A 17,575-nucleotide genomic window follows, 5' to 3' on the forward strand; every position below is an offset into this window, starting at 1 on the left:
AATTGGGGGTTATGGACCCACCAGTTGACACACAAATGAGATGGCAAACAACCTGAGAGTATACAACCACCTGAACTATAAGGATAAGCCTTCAGAAGAAGAGGATAAATTCATTGAGTTCCTATTTGAGCATACAGATTTGAATGCTCCAGAAGTAGATGAATCCAAGGCATGGGATTCATTGAATCAAAAAATTCATAGACCCAACAGATCTTTTACGTGGATGAAAGTTGCAGCTGCAGTTGCCATCTTAGCTATTCTTTCTGTGACCGTTTACATGTACGATCCTGTAATTACCCAAATTGAGGTTGCTGCTGGAAATGAAAAAGTGAGTGTTACTTTCCCTGATGGTTCAACAGGAATCTTAAATGCTAATTCATCATTTTCTTATCCTGAAAAATTTGGAGAAGAACGTAATGTTTCTTTTAATGGAGAAGCATACTTCGATATCAAGAAAAGCGAAAAACCTTTCATAATTGACGTTAATGGTGTTGATGTTAAAGTGCTTGGTACGGCATTCAATCTTATCACTACCAATAATAACGTCACTTTATATGTAGATAGAGGTCTCGTGGCTTTCGAAAAAGATGGTAAGCAAACACAAGTACAAGCTGGTAAAGAAGCTATTTTCAATAGAAATGATGGAAGTGTAGAATTAAAAGATAGTCCATCATCAAACATCATGAGCTGGAGAAATGGGGTTTTCAATTTTAATAATACTCCTTTGGATAAAGTACTTGACGAATTAAGTGAATATTATGAGGTTGAATTTGAGCTATCTAATGAAAAGCTTAACTCATGTAAAATTTCAGTCACATTTAACCGTCAAACTTTACAAGAAGTACTTTCTACTTTAAGCACACTACTAGATCTGAAAACTACTACGAAGAATAGTACTGTAAAAATTTCAGGTCAGGGCTGCTAATTTCGGCTTAATTCATTCATTACTTTTGTGGGCGTGTATATGGCCCACAGATTTATAAATCGCAACATTTTAGCACTTTTGATGGTGTGCCTGATGATGTGTGCCTTTGCACAACAAAGTGCCCTTCAAAGTAATCTGATATTTTCAGGAGAAATATCATTATTTAAATCATTGGATTCACTCCGATCCATGGGAATCCCAATCGCCTACAGCACGGATAAACTCACCAATCAGACCATCAGTGTTAATCCTGGAATAACGGTAAGAGAATTTTTAGATTACTTGGATAATGAAAGAATCGCTGATATTCGATTTGATAAAAATCAAATAATTATATCCCCACATATGCCAAAGCAATATACCATTCATGGGGTATTGAGAAATGGTGAATCAGGAGAACATATAATTGGAGCAACACTACAAATATTAGGAACCGATTTGGGTACAACAACCAACGGATATGGTTACTATTCCATCACGCTAAACGAGGGAGAATACAACATCAGATTTTCCCACATAAACTATCAGAATAAAGAAACAAAGGTTGAGCTTTTTAGAAATACCTATTTAGATATATCTGTACAACCTCAGGTCACAGAACTTGATGAAGTAGAGGTTTTTTCCCTTTCACAGGATATCAATATCTCTGAAAATATTCCGTCTATAGATAGGATTTCAATTTCAGGTGCTGATGGTAATATTCCATATTTTCTGGGAGAAGTTGATGTGATTCAAAATGCTCTTTTGAGACCTGGAATCAGGGCTATTGGAGAAGATGCAAGCGGGATTCATGTCAGAGGCGGTGGAGTAGATCAAAATCTCACTCTACTTGATGAAGCTACCATTTATAATCCGAATCATTTTTATGGATTAATATCTGTCTTTAACCCTGAAGCAGTAAACAATGTACGGATAATGAAAGGATTTATACCCCCTTCGTATGGTGGTAGAACATCTTCGATTATCGAAGTGAGGCAAAAAGAGGGAAATGCTAACAAGACTCACTTTTCGGGAGGTATTGGTATATTATCAGCCAGGGCATTGCTTGAGGGCCCAATCACGAAAGGAAAAAGTTCTTTTCTAGTTTCCGGAAGACAAAGCTTATTAAACCTTTCTATTGATGATTTTGCCAGTACTTCTGTTCGAAGAAATCGGATCCGTTTTCAGGATTTGAATGTGAAATTGAATTTTAAGTATAGCCAAGCGAGTACTTATTACCTATCTGGGTATTTAGGTAATGATCGGAACTTGGTGGGCTTAAACTCTACCAGGAACTGGGGTAATCGAATGCTTAATTTCAGATGGAATTACCTTTTCTCTCCAAAGCTTTTTTCAAACATCTCAGCATTTGTTTCGGAATATAATTACAGAATAGAGAGCACAGAAGCTCCAGGTGCGTTTGTTGGCAAATCAAAAATTGCCGATTACAGCACAAAAATCAATATGACATACACCATTGATCCCAATAATGAACTCACATTTGGAATCAGTAACATTTATCACAGACTCTTACCTGGAACCCGTGAGCCTTTGGATCAGAATTCCAATACAAACAGTGTTCGACTCGAAAACGAACAAGGCCTTGAATCTGCCGCACACATAGGTCATGAAACAAGTTTCGGTAACATCTCATTTCACTATGGTCTCCGTGCCAGTAGCTTATTGACGATTGGACCTGGAACTGTATTTGCATACGAAAACGGTACTCCAACAGCTGATTCAGCTATTATTGACACGTTGAAATATGCGAGATATGAGATAATCAACAAAGACATAAACTTTGAACCCAGGGCATCAGCAAATTATCGTTTAAATGAAAAAACATCAATAAAAGCATCATACTCAAGAACAGCACAATACATACATCTAATATCAAACACCATATCTCCAGCACCAACTGACATTTGGAAATTAAGCAACCAATACATCCCTCCAACTACTACGAATCAGTTTACCCTCGGACTTTATAAAAATCTAAAAGAGAATACCTGGGAATTATCAACAGAGGTTTACTTCAAGAACATTGATAATAACATTCAGTATAAAAACGGAGCTGATCTAGTCTTCAATGAAAATATTGAAACAGAACTTATCTTAAGTAAAGCCAGGGCTTATGGACTTGAATTATATGCGAAAAAGAAATTAGGTCGTCTTCAAGGGTGGATAAGTTATACATTATCACGTGCTGAAAGTAGAATTTCTGAATTCGAGAACGAAAGATTTATTCTAGAGAATCATGATAAAACACATGATTTTTCAACTTCCTGGAGTATGGAGTTGGATAAAAGATGGAGTGCTTCAGCAAATTTTGTGTATAACACTGGTATCCCAGTGACTCTTCCAACTGATAAGTATTTTTATGAAGGTAATCTGGTCCCTCATTTTCAGTTTAGAAATAATGATAGATTACCTGATTATCACAGATTAGACTTATCAATCAAGTGGGAAGGGAAAGAATTTAAGAAGGATGGTTCAAGAAGGAAGAATGATGATTATTGGATTTTAACTGTTTATAATGTTTATGCCAGGAAAAATGCCTATTCATACTTCTTTAGAGAATCTCCTGTTGATCCGGCTGTAGCACAAGTGGTTAAATATTCAATTTTTGGCAGCATCATTCCGGCCATAACATATAATTTCAGATTTTGAAAAGGATAATTTACATATTGCTAACTGTCCTTTTCTCCTGTGAAGAAGTTATCACTATCGATTTACCAAGTGCTCAAAATCTGGTAGTTATTGAAGGGTGGGTAACTGATTCCCTTAGCACGCATCCTGTCAGGATAACACGATCTAGTGCTTTTTCAAGCATGGATGACATTGTATTGATTGAAGATGCTCAATTAATTGTACAGGCAAGCACAGGTGAAGTATTCCCATATTCCTATAGCAATAATGGCTATTATGAAGCTGACATTGCTTTCAGAGGAGCTCCTGGAAATCAATATCGGCTCTTAGCGATCGTAGATACTGTTGAAATTAGATCGGAGTGGGACTCTATGCCTGAAAGGGTTGATATCTTATCATTGGAAATTGAATCCTTTGAAGAAAACGATCCCAATAACCCAAATCAGCAACTTACTGTCTACTATCCTAAAATTAACGCCATTGATCCAGCAGATAGAAAAAATCAATATCGATGGATTTTTTATAAAAATGATACGCAATTCACAGAACCTGAGCCTATTACCATTCAAAATGATCGACTATTTAATGGAAACTTAATACCTAATAATTTTCAAGCTTTTGGATATGATTCTGGTGAAAAAATAACCTTGCAGCTACAATCTATTTCATCAAGTGCTCACAATTATCTTTCCCTTTTAAAATCGCAAATCACAACGCTTGGAACCTCTAGCGGAACAACACCTGCAATTGTTGAAGGAAATTTATCTTATACTGATGATGATCGAATGGTCCTTGGTTTTTTCGGATCAGCTTCCAGTAGCATCGATTCCGTTTTTGTTGAATGAGGTGGTTAATCAGTGAGAAAGAGATCTTGGAGGAAACGCATTTGATGTAAAAAGCAAACGGAGCGCCCTCACCAAAGCAACTCCGTTCTAATTCAACCAGCTATGGATTGTTTTGAATTTCTTTAGTTCAAGATTAGCTAAGAAATCTGTAACAGAAGTGATGGATTCGTCTATACAACCCAAATATTAGATAAATCAATGTTTATACACGATTAACTAAAATGGCGATTGAAGTATTCAAGGAGGATATGTGCTAACATATCACAATACGTATTTTAAATTGGATTATTTTAATTTACATTAAAATACGTCTATGATAGTTGATTTGTCCCAAATGATAGTTTAGATGGCCTAATAAATGATTTAGAAAATAGCTTACAGTCATTTCATACCCAAAAGGCTGTAAAGGGTATTCTTTAGCTAAATCGGACTGACTCGCATTCTCGAAGTAATTACTTAATACATTTTTTGTGGTAGCAATTTCATCAAATATCTCCTCGACAGCCATTTTTCCATTGAATTCAAAATCTCTTTTCCGTTCATATCCGGAGTTGGCCAAAATTGCTCCTATAAAGTGCTGCAGATTACCACACAAATGCATGAATAGGTTGCCAGCTGAATTATTAATTCCATCAGCCTTGATCCATAAAGCATCTTCATTCGTATAGGCTTTTAATTCATCATTGAGCTTGTCAAGGTCTCTAATAAAAAGCTTTTGAAATTCAGTAGCGGTCATTGTTCTTCTATTTTAAACGCTATATTATAGAGGTCTTTAGTCTTTTCTTGAAATGAAGCTATTTGATCTTTTTTAATAAGGCAAACGATTTCACATGACAATTTAAAATCACGGTTTTGAACATTAAGTTCAAAGTCATTGATTACCCGTTCTGCTTGACTCATCATATCATAGGAAAAATTCATCTTCAAAGTGAACCATTCGAATATCTCAACTTTTTTTACCTTATGTAATGCATCTTCTGTTGCTTGTTTGTAGGCTTGAATGAGTCCTCCCACTCCCAATTTGGTGCCTCCGAAGTATCTGATAACAACGACTAATATATTAGTCAAACCATGTGATCTTATCTGTCCCAGAATTGGATCTCCGGCAGAATGTGCTGGTTCGCCATCATCATTTGCCCTCCAGGACTGATTTTCTAGTCCAAGAACCCAAGCAAAGCAATGATGGCGTGCATCATGGAACTCTTTTCTTAAATCATCTTGAACAATCTTTATTTCCTCCTCAGACCGGACTGAATAGGCTCGAGAAATAAATTTACTACCCTTCTCCTTGTAAAATCCCTCTGCTGGCGAAGCGATGGTGTAATATGAACTCAAAGTGCTGTTAGTAATTTCTCTGCTTCTTTTTCAACTTGATCTGTTTCAGCATATTGCAAAGTTTTTTCGAGATTAATTCTAGCTTCTTCTTTCCTATTCGTTTCAAGAAGAATTCTACTTAAACCCAAGTATCCAAAACTTTTAAAAAACTCTCCATGCTGCGGAATACTCTCGCCATACTCCAATCCTAATCTATATGCGTATTCTGCCTTTTCCTTATTCTTAATAATCTTTTCTTCAAAGTATCCAAGGAAAACATATCCGGCTAGCTTATAGTAAGGGCTTTCGTGAGTAATCATGGCATGAATATCATCTAGAGGTGCAGTCGCAAAATCCTCAGGATTAGCAAGTGACTCCAAATACTTTGCTTTCGCATAGAAATTATTTGGATACATCTCACAAAGAATCGACAAGTATTTTTGAGCAAGTTTTGGTTTGTATTCATATCGCAGATAGATATAACTTAAATAAACATGTGCTTCCACTTTTGTTAAAAAGGACTCATTACATGCTTTTAAAAGCTGAGAAAGTCCCTTATCAATATCTCCACTTCGAAAGAACCACAACAAAGGCTTATACATTGGGTGTTTTTCAGGATACTTATCTCTGAAGTAATTGTAAAGTCCTGTTGTCAACAAGAATTCAGGATATTCATCAACTATTTCAAATCCTTTTTTCATTAACCCATATGCTCGATTTGCTTCACTTACGGCTTTCACCATGTAGTCCTGATCTGCATAGTATTCTGCAAGTAATCCGTAAGAAGCCATTGCAAAAAAGATCATTTCTGGTTGTTCAAGTTCGGGATCTTGAGCTCTGGCAAGTGCAATGGCCGAATCAAGCTGAATTTCCATTTTCAAAAATTCACTTTCTGAGATAATTGGAATTTCGTACCAAAGTATCGCCATTGCCCTCATTAATGGGATCACTGGGTGATTCGGTAAATGCTTTTCGGCTTTAGCTATATAATGTTCAGCTGAATCAGGCTTTGCATTATAAATATGATCAGTTGCCTTTTTTACAAGGTTTTGAACCGGGCCCTCTTTGAACACCTGGCCGATTACCTGAAGATTTACAGTTAAAAGAAAGAAAAATATGATTTTTTTCAAGCTTCAATTAATTAAGTTTTTTGGCAAAATCTAAGATGCAAGATAACGTTGGACATGTGCTTTAAAAAACTGACTTGCCTTTAATTTTACCAAACAATGACACCAACCATTTTTACATCTCCTCAAGATTTAACGTTTCATAAAGGACATTCATATTATCAGCAGGGTTACTTTAATTCCCAGCAGTACCAGCAATTTTTGGCTTATTCATCAGATAGTTTCTTTATGCCGGCAGATATCATTGATAATCGTGCAATAAGCATTCCCAGAAGTCCTTTTGGTTCCATTTTTTGCCTCAATGAAACATCCGTGGGATTAGAATCATTCCTTAATCATATAAAAAATGATTTGCTAAATAAAAATGTAACTGAATTAATCCTTCATCACCCTTCATCCATATATTCAAATTATCCAGCCCCGGAAATTTTAAAGGATTACGGAGGTGAAATCTTATTTGAAGATTTAAATCAGCATATCCCTCTGAATCAAAATTGGGAAGACGATATTCATACCATGCAAAAAAGAAAACTGAAAACATTGATAGATGATGGGTTTGTTTTTCGGAAGATGGAGGAAAATGAGCTTTTAACAGCTCATAGATTTCTGACGGTTTGCAGACAGGCACAAGGACTCCAGATAAATATTGAATGGGAACGGCTAAAGCTCCTGAATGAAAACCTTCCTGGAAAGTATGAGTGTTTTGGTGTTTTCAGAGATCAAAAAATATCTGCGGTGTGCATTAGTGTAAACGTCACAGATCAAATAACCTATTACTACTTACCAGCCACAAGTCCAATGTTTCGGAATCAAAGTCCAATGGTTCTACTAATAGCAGGGATGGTGGAGTATTACAGAGTGAAAGGATATAAATATCTTGACCTTGGGATTTCTTCCATTGAAGGGAAACCCCAGGAGCCCTTAAAACTATTCAAAGAACGAATGGGCGGGTTAACCACCTCAAAGCCTACATTGCGATTATCTCTTTAAAAACATTTTCTATTTGATTAACCCAGGCTTCAGGACCATATTTTAAAACGGTCTCTTTTCGAATCTTTTCAGACGAAAACGTTTTGTACTCAGTTATCATTTTTTTAATTGCATCGCTTAATGATTGAACATCTTCATTCTCGCATAAGATGCCATTAGATTCTGAGATAATATCCTCCGGGCCACCACATTTTGTAGCAACTACAGGCTTTCCACAAGCCATCGCTTCAGTTTGCACAATTCCAAATGTCTCATGCCGGCTCGAGAGAACATAGAAACTGCAGCTTCGCATTTCTTCTCGAACTTGTGATTTGTCTAGCAATCCCAGCCACTTGACTTTTTGATCGAGTTTAAGGTCAATAGCTAATTTTTTGTATTTGTTAAGAAGGCTCCCATCACCCGCAATTCTCAATTCTATTGGTTCATCAATTTTCTGAATAGCCCTAAGCAAAATATCATAACCCTTTTGTTCTTCTAGTCGACCAACAGACAAAATGGTAATCTTTGCTGGTATAGTGGATTGATCAGGAGTAAAATAATCTGTATCCACAGGAAGGGGGATAACTGAGATATTTTGAAGCTCAAATGATCTCATCGTTTGCATTAAAGCATTGCACGAACTCAATAGTCTATTTGCATTCTGTAATGGCTCACTTATCAATGATTTTAACTGACCTTTTTTATCTAAAAACTCATTAAAAGGAAAAGGGCTCATAAAGATTGTGACTGTGTAGGGCACATCAAGTTCTTGAGCTAAACGTTTGGCTATTAATGCAGCAGGATAAGTTGCTTGAGCACAGATGATATCCGCTTTGCCATATTGATTAATAAATTGTTCAAGGTTGCGTTTATTGGAATTATAAATCCCATCGATATTACCCTTTAAGACTTTTCTTGTCCAAGTAAAAGCAGGTGTGAAGTATTCAGTCAGATTCGACCTAAGATGACTCACCTGCGGATCATGTTTTTTGAAGATTTTGAAAATTGAACTTGGTGAATATGCAGGAAGTAAAAATCGTTCATCTCCTTGGCCCCATTTGCTAACACCAACGTTGAAATGTGGTCGTTGACTAGCTAGAATAAGTGCTTGCTCTTGATTAAAGATCCCATAAATTGGATTGCTTTTAGAGGGATACCAGGAAGGAATGATAAATATGTTCATTTTCTCAGTTCAAAAGAATAACTATTTGCATTACCAGCAAGTCAAATTCTAACTTTAGCTATTCACCCCGAATATAATTGGTATTAACAATCTCAAATGTGAAATTGCCGGAATGAATCAATTACCATTGGTTTCGGTCATATGTCTGTGTCATAATCAGCGCCCATACATACGTGAAGCAATCAATTCGGTACTAAAACAAAGCTATCCTAATGTAGAGCTAATCATTGTTGATGATGGAAGCAATGATGGTAGTAAGGAGGAGATAAAAGATGTTATCGCTGATAGTTCCATTGTTTTTTTGGACCTGGAGGCATCAATTGGTAATTGTACTGCCTTCAATAAAGGATTCCAGAGGTCATCCGGAGAATACATTATTGATTTAGCCGGTGACGATTGCCTTATGCCAGAGCGTATTTTAAAGGGTGTCAATACTTTTCTAAAAACGGATGCAGGAGTAACTTTTTGTGACGTGATGAATATTGATAAAAACGGAAATAATATCGGAAGTCACTTCAAACGTAACACGAGCGATCGTCTGATTGAAGATGTTCCTCAAGGGGATATTTATACTGATCTTATCAAACGATATTTTATATCTCCTCCGTCAATGATGATCAAAAGAGACGTCCTGAATAAAATGGGAGGTTATGATGAAACACTAAGCTATGAAGACTTTGATTTCTGGATCCGATCATCGCGTGATTGGCACTATGCATTCACCGATGAAATATTAGTAAAAAAGAGGATTCTAGCTGGCTCTCTGTCCGATCAACAGTTCAGGTTTCGATCGAAGCACCAACAATCTACCCTAAAAGTTTGTCAGAAAATTAAAAAGCTGAATAAAACAAAAGATGAACGCTCAGCTCTCAGGCAAAGAGTGCTTTATGAAGTAAAGCAATGCTTAAAACAAGGGAATATCAATCTCATTTTTCCATTTTTGAAGTTGCTTTAATTACTCAAATTTCAAAGTATTAGCAGGATTGAGTGAGGATATTTTCAATACTCTGGCGCTTACCGTTTTCAAAGAGCAAGCAATAATAACAATAAAAGCAATTTCGAATATGATCCTTAAAAATCAATTCGGAAAAAGTAATAATAGATCCGAAAAAACACTCAAAATTGAGTGAACACTATTAGGGTTATGATTGTTAATAAATAAGCACTCGCAATTGTGCGAGTTAGGTTGGTTGTGTGATAGGGTTGCTCGTATGAGTGACCCTTTTTTTAATTGCTTCCAAAAACTCGTTCAATAATTGAGCTCCCCCAAGCAAATGGATCTTCACGTATTTTCTTTTCTTCCTCTCCTACCAAAAAGAACAGGCCATCAATTGCTTTCGTGGTTGCATACTCATCAATGCTTTCTGGTAATTCGACACTCAGCACATCACTAGGACTAACTGTATTGAAGCCAAGTCCAGTAGGATCATATTCGTAATTCAAGAAAGAAACGGTAGAAGTATATAATTGATTTGCCCCGGTTGCATCAAGAGCTTCCTTTACATCAGGATTGAATGCAGTAAAAAGCGCATCGCTTGTTGTGCTTTGAAAGAAATCTGTGGCTGCTGTCTCTCCTCCATTTAATATCCCTCGTGCATCATCAAATGACATATTCAAGATGGCATCACCAAAAATTGGAAGTGCTTTTGATGCTGCTGATTCGGCACCCCTATTCATTGCAGTTATGAGCTCTTCAAATAAATCATTGCCACCATTCTCGATATTGATATAAGCATCATAGACCACAGATAGAGGGACAATTCCTCCAATGCTTTCAGTTTGAATCTTGTTTTGTAGCTCAGTAACTTCTTCAGGAAGCAGAATTTTGATTACCTCATTTTGCAAGTATCCACCGGTTGATGAGGCACTATTTACAGAATTTTCTAACCCAATATTCAAAGCCTCTTTTAGTCCTTCAATTATTTCAGACTCAGAAAGAGGATTTGTAGTTTCATCAAACAATTCACATGAAACAAGTGAACAACCCACAACAACAATTACTAGCAGGAATGATTTTTTCAAATTAGCCATTTCAATATCTTTTTTATACTCAAACTAAATCAAAGCAAATTTAGCGCCTACTATCTTCTGTTCTTAAGATTGATAGATAGCTTTCATACCGCAACTTAGAAATTTGATCACCTACAGCACTCTTTACTTTGCATCCTGGTTCATTTTCATGAAGGCAATTATGAAACTTGCATTTCCCTAAAAACTGCCTCATCTCTGGAAAATAATGTGAAAGTTCCTCTTCCTCTATTTCAGACAATCCAAGCTCTTTGATACCAGGTGTGTCAATTATTGCAGAATCATCGTTGAGCCAAAAGAGCTCTGCAAAAGTGGTGGTATGCACTCCCTTATTTGCAAAACCAGAGACCTCTTTTACTTCCTGATCAGCACCTGGTACTATTTGATTTATGAGCGTCGATTTTCCCGCACCACTATGACCTGACAATAAGCTAATCTTGTTGTCAAACAAAGCACTAACCTCACCATCGATTTCTTTATCAAACTGACAAAGAAAAACCTGATATCCAATATCAGTGTATATGGTTTTTAGTTCTTCATATTTGTCAATATCCTTTTTTTTATAAAGATCCAGCTTATTAAAAAGTATAACTCCTGGTATTCTAAAAGCCTCCAGAGTAATTAAAAAACGATCGATGAAACCTATAGAAGTACGGGGCTGCCTTAGTGTTACAATCAAAACCCCTTGGCTAATATTACTTGCAATGAGGTGATCATGACCTTTTTTTCTGGGGCTTTCTCTTAACACATAGTTTTCTCTTGGATGAATGGTAGATATTACCCATTCTTCATCTACTTGGTTGTTTGGCTCTATTTCCACCCAATCACCAACTGCGATGGGATTAGTCAACTTTTTGTCTTCTAGTTTAAATTTTCCACGTAATCGAGCGACTACCTGTTTTTCCTTGGCCTTCACCTCATACCACAATCCCGTTGACTTAGTTACCAGTGCCTTCATCAATGATTAAGTTTCTTCATTGCAATACTAGACAAATGAATATGTTCCGCTGGAAATAATAATACATATGCTCATTTTAATCAATTGATTTAAGTGTTTGCATGATCCGTTGAATTTCCTTAAACAGAAACTTTCTTTAGTTTTACTTAACACCAACGATAAAACAGCAAAACAATGAAACATGCTAAATATTTATTTTTAGGAATATTTTGCTCCGCAATGGTTTTTAGTTGTGGCAATGCAGGAGTTCAAATAAAAGTAGGTGGTGATTATGAAACTGACTTTAATGCAAGTCAGGCAGGCCTTGAGTTTGCATCTAGTTTCAATGAATCATCATCAACCACAGTGAATTCTGAGATAAGCGATTATGGTGATTTAATTATGGAATTAGAAGTGAATTCCTTGGTTGTTACATTGAGAAATTTCAGAGAGAATTTACCTAACACTTTAACTGGTGAAGTTAATGTCAATGCCAATGGAATTGATTTCAATTCTGGAAATGTATCTCTTTTTGATGGTGCAGTAATACCACTCATAGCAAGTCAATCTGATTTAAATAACTTAAGTAACGCTTTACGCAGTAGAGATGTAAATATTAGCTTAGGTATAAATGCAGATGGGCCATTTGGAGATAATAACTTCGATATAGAGCTGGCCATTAATGCTCTGGCAACTGTTAAAGTAGATTAATAATCACAAAATCACAGCAATGAAAAATTTTATCAACAGATTAATAATTTTCACATTTTTAATTTCATCTTCTTCTATTCTAAAAGCGCAACTTGATTTAGGTACATTTCTTGAGGCAGGTGCTGGTGATGCTGAAAACCTAATGGAAAGCTACCTGGAACCAGCATTTTTAGGTTTTGGATATGGAATAAATAGTGGGTGGTATAATACTGCCAAACCTCATAAGCTTCTTGGCTTTGATATAACTCCTACTACCACACTTGCTTTGGTACCTTCTAAAGGCGAGTTTTTTACATTCAATCCAAACGAATACACTAATATTTCTCTTAATCCCAATAGTCCTACAGATCAAGCGCCAACACTATTTGGTCCAAACCTCCCGGCTGATGAGCTCCCACTTCTAGATTATACATCAGAACTAAATGGAGAAGAACAAACCATTTCAATTACATCACCGACCGGACTTGGGTTGGAAGAAGTGATACCAATAAACGCAGTTCCTTCAGGCATGATTCAAGTGGGGCTTGGTGTTTTCAAAAACACCGATCTAAAAATTCGATTCATACCTACAATTGAAGAGGATGATTTTGAATTTGGAATGTTTGGTGTGGGAGTAATGCATGATTTGAAGCAGTGGGTTCCTGGTTTCAAGCAAATACCTTGGGATGTATCAGGATTTGTGGGATGGAATAATATAAGCACAAAACTATTTCTAGATCCAGATAGCCCGGATCAAATCGCCTCTTTGAGCATAAGCTCATTTACCATGCAAGGACTTTTATCCAAGCAACTTTCAATTTTGACTGTGTTTGGTGGTGTTGGTGTAGCTACAACAACAACGAACTTCGACCTTGAGGGAACTTATGAAACGGAAATTACAGACGATAATCCTTCAGGGACATATACAGACCCTATTAGTTTTAAATACCTGTCTACAGGTCCTCGAATAAATGTTGGATTCAGATTGAAGCTTTTAATTCTGACACTTCATGCAGATTATGCAATTCAAAAATATAACACCTTAACAATTGGGGCTGGAATTAGTATTCGATAAGACAGAATAAATCAACAAAAAAGGGCTGATCACAAATGATCAACCCTTTTTTTATTTTAGTAACTAATTACTTAATTGCTGGAAAGGTATTCCGCAACTCCTTCTCTAGTTGCATTCATAGCTGTTTTACCTTCTTCCCAGTTAGCCGGGCATACCTCACCATGCTTTTCTACATGCTTCCAAGCATCAACAATTCTTAACATCTCATCAATATTTCTTCCCAATGGAAGATCATTAATCGTTTCATGTCTAACGATACCATCTTTATCAATGAAGAATGTACCTCGAAAAGCTACAGGAGCACCTTCGAATTCTAAATTTCCTTCTTCATCATAAGACCAATCTCCTGCTAAAACACCAAAATTAGATGCCACAGTTTTAGATGGATCTGCCACCAATGGATATGTAACGCCAGAAATTCCACCTTTATCTTTGTCAGTCATCAACCAAGCCAGATGGGTTTCTTCAGTATCACATGAAGCGCCTACCACTGCAACTCCTCTTTTCTCAAATTCTTCAAGCTTTTCTTGAAATGCGTGAATCTCAGTTGGACAAACAAAAGTAAAGTCCTTTGGATAGAAGAAGAACATTACTTCTTTCTTACCGATATACTGATCCAAAGAGAAATTTTCTACGATTTCCTCTCCGTTGATTACTGCTGGTGCATTTACAATAGGTGCTCTTTTTCCTACTAATGACATGTTTTTAGTTTGTTTTAAAAGTTAAAGTTTAAATTATTGTTACATCCGCTTCAGGATCTATTCGTTCACCGTTCACCTGAAGCTTGATTTCGTTTATTCTAAAATTCCTTATACGTTTTTTTCTAAAGAACTCATTGATCAGTCCATACAATTCCTCATCATAGAAATCCTGGATCTTATTCGTCTTAAGACAATAAAAGTGACCATGGGGATTCATGTTTGCATCATATCTTTTCGAACCTGATCTGACAGAAACCCTTTGAATTAATCCTGAATCAACAAGGACATCAAGAACTCTATAAACACTTCCAAGGGAGATTGAAGGATTTTCTTCTCGAATTGTTTCATGAATGGATTCAGCAGTTGGATGGTCATTAGACACCATCAACTGCCTAAGAACAACTATTCTTGGATGTGTGGCTTTGAGGCCAACTTCACTGAGACGTTCTTTTATTTGATTAGTAATTTCCATTTAGGAATAATTCTTAAATGCGAAATTAAATCACATAATTAACCTTTCCAAAGATTTCGATTAAACCTTACTATACACTCGACATAAGAATTAAAATTCTCTTAAAATCTTAGTTAATTGCAGCTTCAAACTTTAAATCAATTAGCGAAACAAGATAATAGTCATGAAAAACCATTTGAAGTATTTCATTTTAACATTTATAGGTATAGTTGGTCTTAACCATTCTGCAAAATCCCAGGAATTTGGAGAGATTTTTAAAAGTGGTACGGAGGATGCTAATCAATACTTAGGGGCATATACAGAATCCATGATGATTTCCTTCAATAATGGATTGAGTGGAGGGTGGTATAATACTGCTCAAACACATAAATTGTTAGGATTTGATCTAACAGCAACAGTTAACATAGCCAACATCCCTGAAGATGACAGACTATTTGACTTTAACAGTCGGAATTGGGTCAATCTTGAACTGGACTCAGGATCTCCAATCTTACCAACAGCAGTGGGTGGAGAAACCTCCTCCGTATTAAGAATTCCAGCTTCAACTGAAGTTGCTCCTGGGGTTACTTATGAAAATGATGTGGTTTTTGATGCTCCTTCAGGTTTTGATGCCGAAGACCTACCAATTGTAGGATTTCCTGTACCAGCTGTTCAACTTGGGATTGGTCTACCAAAGAATACCGATCTTATTATTAGATATGCCAGTGATTTTGGTGCTGCTGGTGATGAAGGGAGTTTTAATGTATTTGGAATTGGTATCAAACACGACCTGAAACAATGGATTCCTGGTTTAAAGCAAGTTCCTTTTGACTTTTCAGGTTTTGCTGGATTCAATCAGTTGAATGCAGAATATGTTATTGATGAGACATCACCTGAATTTCAGGCTGATGGCTTAGCAACTTTAAAAGCATCATCATTTACGCTTCAGGGGATAGTCTCTAAGAAACTTGCAATATTTACACCTTATATGGGTATTGGATACAATATAGCTAGTAGTTCAATGAATGTCGATGGAGCATTTACTTACACCGACACATCAACCGGACAAAGCGAAACAGTGAACGATCCTGTTGATCTAACTTTTTCTGGTGGTAGTTCACCACGTGTAAACTTAGGATTAAGAATAAAACTGCTAATTCTTACTGTTCATACAGAATACACGATCCAGAAGTATAACACGTTCACTGCTGGGATTGGTTTAAGCATCAGATAGAAAATAAGAACCGTATATAAAAAGAAAAGTCCCGTCAAAAACGGGACTTTCTTTTTTACTTGTCAAACAGGTGTATGAATAAATTTGTGTTATGCATTAGATATATACTATATGCATAAAAAAAGTAACCACCCAAAATGAAAAAAATTTTATTTGTTTGTTTAGGTAACATCTGCAGGTCTCCATTAGCGGAAGCAATTTTTAAGAAAAAGTTGCTAGAACATGGCCTAAATGATCAAATTATGGCTGATTCAGCAGGTACTGCTAACTATCATGTCGGAGAAAATCCTGATCCAAGAACCGTAGAAATTGCAGCAAAACATAATGTTCCTGTGAATCACAAAGGCCAACAATTCAAAAAAAGTCATACTGATGAATATGATTATTTACTAGCAATGGATCAATCAAATTACGGCAATATGGTAGCTGAAATGGGAGAAGATTCAGAAAAACTGATGCTAATGCGTGATTTTGATCCCTATGGAAAGGGTGAAGATGTTCCCGATCCGTGGTATGGAGGTATGAACGGATTTGAAAATGTTTATCAGATTCTCAATCGATCACTTGATGATTTTATAGTTTTTTTAAAGAAGAAACATGATCTATGAGTGATTTTATCACTAAAATCATAACAAAATATTATCCTGATCAAAAAGTAGTCTCGATCCAAAATCTTTCAGGTGGATGCATCAATAATGCGATTCATGTGAAGACAGAAACGAAAGATTTTTTCATAAAATCAAATAAAACCAGCCTCATAGAGATGTTTCAGTCGGAGGCTAAGGGTCTAAAACTATTACATACACTTTCACCAATTTCTACCCCAATAGTCATTGACGTTGGAATTATTGATGATATATCTTTTCTGGTGACATCATGGATCCAGAAAGGATCACCTAATTCAAAATTTTGGAAGGATTTCGGAACAAACCTTGCCAGACAGCATAAAGAAACATCTGAACTGTTTGGTTTGGATCATGATAATTTCATTGGTAGTCTTCCCCAATCCAATAATCAGCATTCATCCTGGTATGATTTTTTTATTGAAGAACGGTTAACCCCACAATTGAAATTAGCTACATCTAAAAGTTTTGTTGATAGAAATCTCTTAAAGCAATTTGACATACTAATGGGTCAGCTGGATCAGCTAATCCCCAATGAAAAACCAGCGCTACTTCATGGTGATTTGTGGAGTGGCAATTATATGATCAATTCGAATGGTGAGGCATCCATTTTTGATCCAGCTGTGCACTATGGGCACAGGGAAACAGAATTAGCATTTACGATGCTTTTTGGAGGCTTCTCTCCTCAATTTTACGAATATTACCGGGAAGAATACCCGTTAGAATCAGGATTTGAAGAAAGGGTAGATATACATAATCTTTACCCTCTGCTGGTGCACGTAAATTTATTTGGGACTAGTTATCTATCAGGCATACAACAAACCCTTAAAAGATTTACTTAATTG

The 17,575-nt window shown here is 36.2% G+C and carries 18 protein-coding genes; 10 read left to right on the top strand and 8 right to left on the bottom strand.

The features are described 5' to 3' along the window. Positions 1-40: 40 nt before the first annotated feature. From ACOMC3_RS12475 to ACOMC3_RS12485, 3 genes are all read left to right on the top strand, one after another. Entirely contained in the window at positions 41-925 is an 885-nt protein-coding gene (locus ACOMC3_RS12475; RefSeq protein ID WP_420316219.1) for a FecR family protein, read from the top strand. 171 nt (positions 926-1,096) lie between these two features. Next, complete coding sequence (locus ACOMC3_RS12480) at positions 1,097-3,574, top strand: TonB-dependent receptor (protein WP_420316220.1); 2,478 nt, start codon at positions 1,097-1,099, stop codon at positions 3,572-3,574. Next, positions 3,571-4,398: a DUF4249 domain-containing protein gene (locus ACOMC3_RS12485; protein ID WP_420316221.1), complete on the top strand. Its 828-nt coding sequence runs from the start codon at positions 3,571-3,573 to the stop codon at positions 4,396-4,398. Before ACOMC3_RS12480 ends, ACOMC3_RS12485 begins: the two co-directional genes overlap by 4 nt. A 295-nt stretch (positions 4,399-4,693) precedes the next feature. On the opposite strand, the gene ACOMC3_RS12490 is transcribed toward ACOMC3_RS12485, so the two are convergent. The 3 genes from ACOMC3_RS12490 to ACOMC3_RS12500 are packed head-to-tail and all read right to left on the bottom strand — an operon-like array spanning position 4,694 to position 6,842. After that, positions 4,694-5,134, bottom strand: a complete 441-nt coding sequence (locus tag ACOMC3_RS12490) for a DinB family protein (RefSeq protein WP_420316222.1) — start codon at positions 5,132-5,134, stop codon at positions 4,694-4,696. Continuing rightward, entirely contained in the window at positions 5,131-5,733 is a 603-nt protein-coding gene (locus ACOMC3_RS12495) for an IMPACT family protein (RefSeq protein ID WP_420316223.1), read from the bottom strand. Before ACOMC3_RS12495 ends, ACOMC3_RS12490 begins: the two co-directional genes overlap by 4 nt. Next, the gene (locus ACOMC3_RS12500) at positions 5,730-6,842 is read right to left on the bottom strand and encodes a hypothetical protein (RefSeq protein ID WP_420316224.1); all 1,113 of its coding nucleotides are present in this window, start codon (positions 6,840-6,842) and stop codon (positions 5,730-5,732) included. Before ACOMC3_RS12500 ends, ACOMC3_RS12495 begins: the two co-directional genes overlap by 4 nt. A 96-nt stretch (positions 6,843-6,938) precedes the next feature. Between ACOMC3_RS12500 and ACOMC3_RS12505 the strand changes: the two genes are divergently transcribed. Then, positions 6,939-7,829 (top strand): GNAT family N-acetyltransferase, encoded by an 891-nt coding sequence (locus ACOMC3_RS12505; RefSeq protein WP_420316225.1) that lies wholly within the window; start codon positions 6,939-6,941, stop codon positions 7,827-7,829. Here ACOMC3_RS12505 and ACOMC3_RS12510 read toward each other — a convergent pair. Beyond that, positions 7,807-8,991, bottom strand: coding sequence for a glycosyltransferase (locus ACOMC3_RS12510; RefSeq protein ID WP_420316226.1), 1,185 nt, complete (start codon positions 8,989-8,991; stop codon positions 7,807-7,809). The genes ACOMC3_RS12505 and ACOMC3_RS12510 overlap by 23 nt on opposite strands. Before the next feature lie 112 nt (positions 8,992-9,103). Between ACOMC3_RS12510 and ACOMC3_RS12515 the strand changes: the two genes are divergently transcribed. After that, positions 9,104-9,946 carry a glycosyltransferase gene (locus ACOMC3_RS12515; protein WP_420316227.1) on the top strand — a complete coding sequence of 281 codons (843 nt, stop codon included), beginning with the start codon at positions 9,104-9,106 and terminating at the stop codon, positions 9,944-9,946. Positions 9,947-10,218: 272 nt separating this feature from the next. Here ACOMC3_RS12515 and ACOMC3_RS12520 read toward each other — a convergent pair whose 3' ends face one another. Next, a complete protein-coding gene (locus tag ACOMC3_RS12520; RefSeq protein WP_420316228.1) occupies positions 10,219-11,022 on the bottom strand; it encodes a DUF4197 domain-containing protein in 804 nt (267 codons plus the stop codon). Between the two features lie 40 nt (positions 11,023-11,062). After that, complete coding sequence (gene rsgA / locus ACOMC3_RS12525) at positions 11,063-11,977, bottom strand: ribosome small subunit-dependent GTPase A (RefSeq protein WP_420316229.1); 915 nt, start codon at positions 11,975-11,977, stop codon at positions 11,063-11,065. A 174-nt stretch (positions 11,978-12,151) separates the two neighbouring features. On the opposite strand from rsgA, the gene ACOMC3_RS12530 reads away from it, so the two are divergent. Then, complete coding sequence (locus ACOMC3_RS12530) at positions 12,152-12,667, top strand: hypothetical protein (RefSeq protein WP_420316230.1); 516 nt, start codon at positions 12,152-12,154, stop codon at positions 12,665-12,667. A gap of 19 nt (positions 12,668-12,686) precedes the next feature. Next, complete coding sequence (locus ACOMC3_RS12535; protein ID WP_420316231.1) at positions 12,687-13,721, top strand: DUF6588 family protein; 1,035 nt, start codon at positions 12,687-12,689, stop codon at positions 13,719-13,721. A 71-nt stretch (positions 13,722-13,792) separates the two neighbouring features. Here ACOMC3_RS12535 and ACOMC3_RS12540 read toward each other — a convergent pair whose 3' ends face one another. Continuing rightward, on the bottom strand, positions 13,793-14,422 hold the full coding sequence (locus tag ACOMC3_RS12540; protein WP_420316232.1) for a peroxiredoxin: 630 nt from the start codon (positions 14,420-14,422) through the stop codon (positions 13,793-13,795). A gap of 28 nt (positions 14,423-14,450) precedes the next feature. Then, positions 14,451-14,894: a Fur family transcriptional regulator gene (locus ACOMC3_RS12545; RefSeq protein WP_420316233.1), complete on the bottom strand. Its 444-nt coding sequence runs from the start codon at positions 14,892-14,894 to the stop codon at positions 14,451-14,453. Between the two features lie 163 nt (positions 14,895-15,057). Between ACOMC3_RS12545 and ACOMC3_RS12550 the strand changes: the two genes are divergently transcribed. The 3 genes from ACOMC3_RS12550 (at position 15,058) to ACOMC3_RS12560 (ending at position 17,572) form a co-directional block, all read left to right on the top strand. Beyond that, positions 15,058-16,107 (top strand): DUF6588 family protein, encoded by a 1,050-nt coding sequence (locus ACOMC3_RS12550; RefSeq protein WP_420316234.1) that lies wholly within the window; start codon positions 15,058-15,060, stop codon positions 16,105-16,107. A gap of 137 nt (positions 16,108-16,244) precedes the next feature. Then, positions 16,245-16,715: a low molecular weight protein-tyrosine-phosphatase gene (locus ACOMC3_RS12555; protein WP_420316235.1), complete on the top strand. Its 471-nt coding sequence runs from the start codon at positions 16,245-16,247 to the stop codon at positions 16,713-16,715. Next, complete coding sequence (locus ACOMC3_RS12560; protein WP_420316236.1) at positions 16,712-17,572, top strand: fructosamine kinase family protein; 861 nt, start codon at positions 16,712-16,714, stop codon at positions 17,570-17,572. Before ACOMC3_RS12555 ends, ACOMC3_RS12560 begins: the two co-directional genes overlap by 4 nt. The last annotated feature ends 3 nt before the right edge of the window (positions 17,573-17,575 follow it).

The sequence above is a fragment of the Ekhidna sp. genome (genome assembly GCF_965212185.1).
GTDB lineage: Bacteria > Bacteroidota > Bacteroidia > Cytophagales > Cyclobacteriaceae > Ekhidna.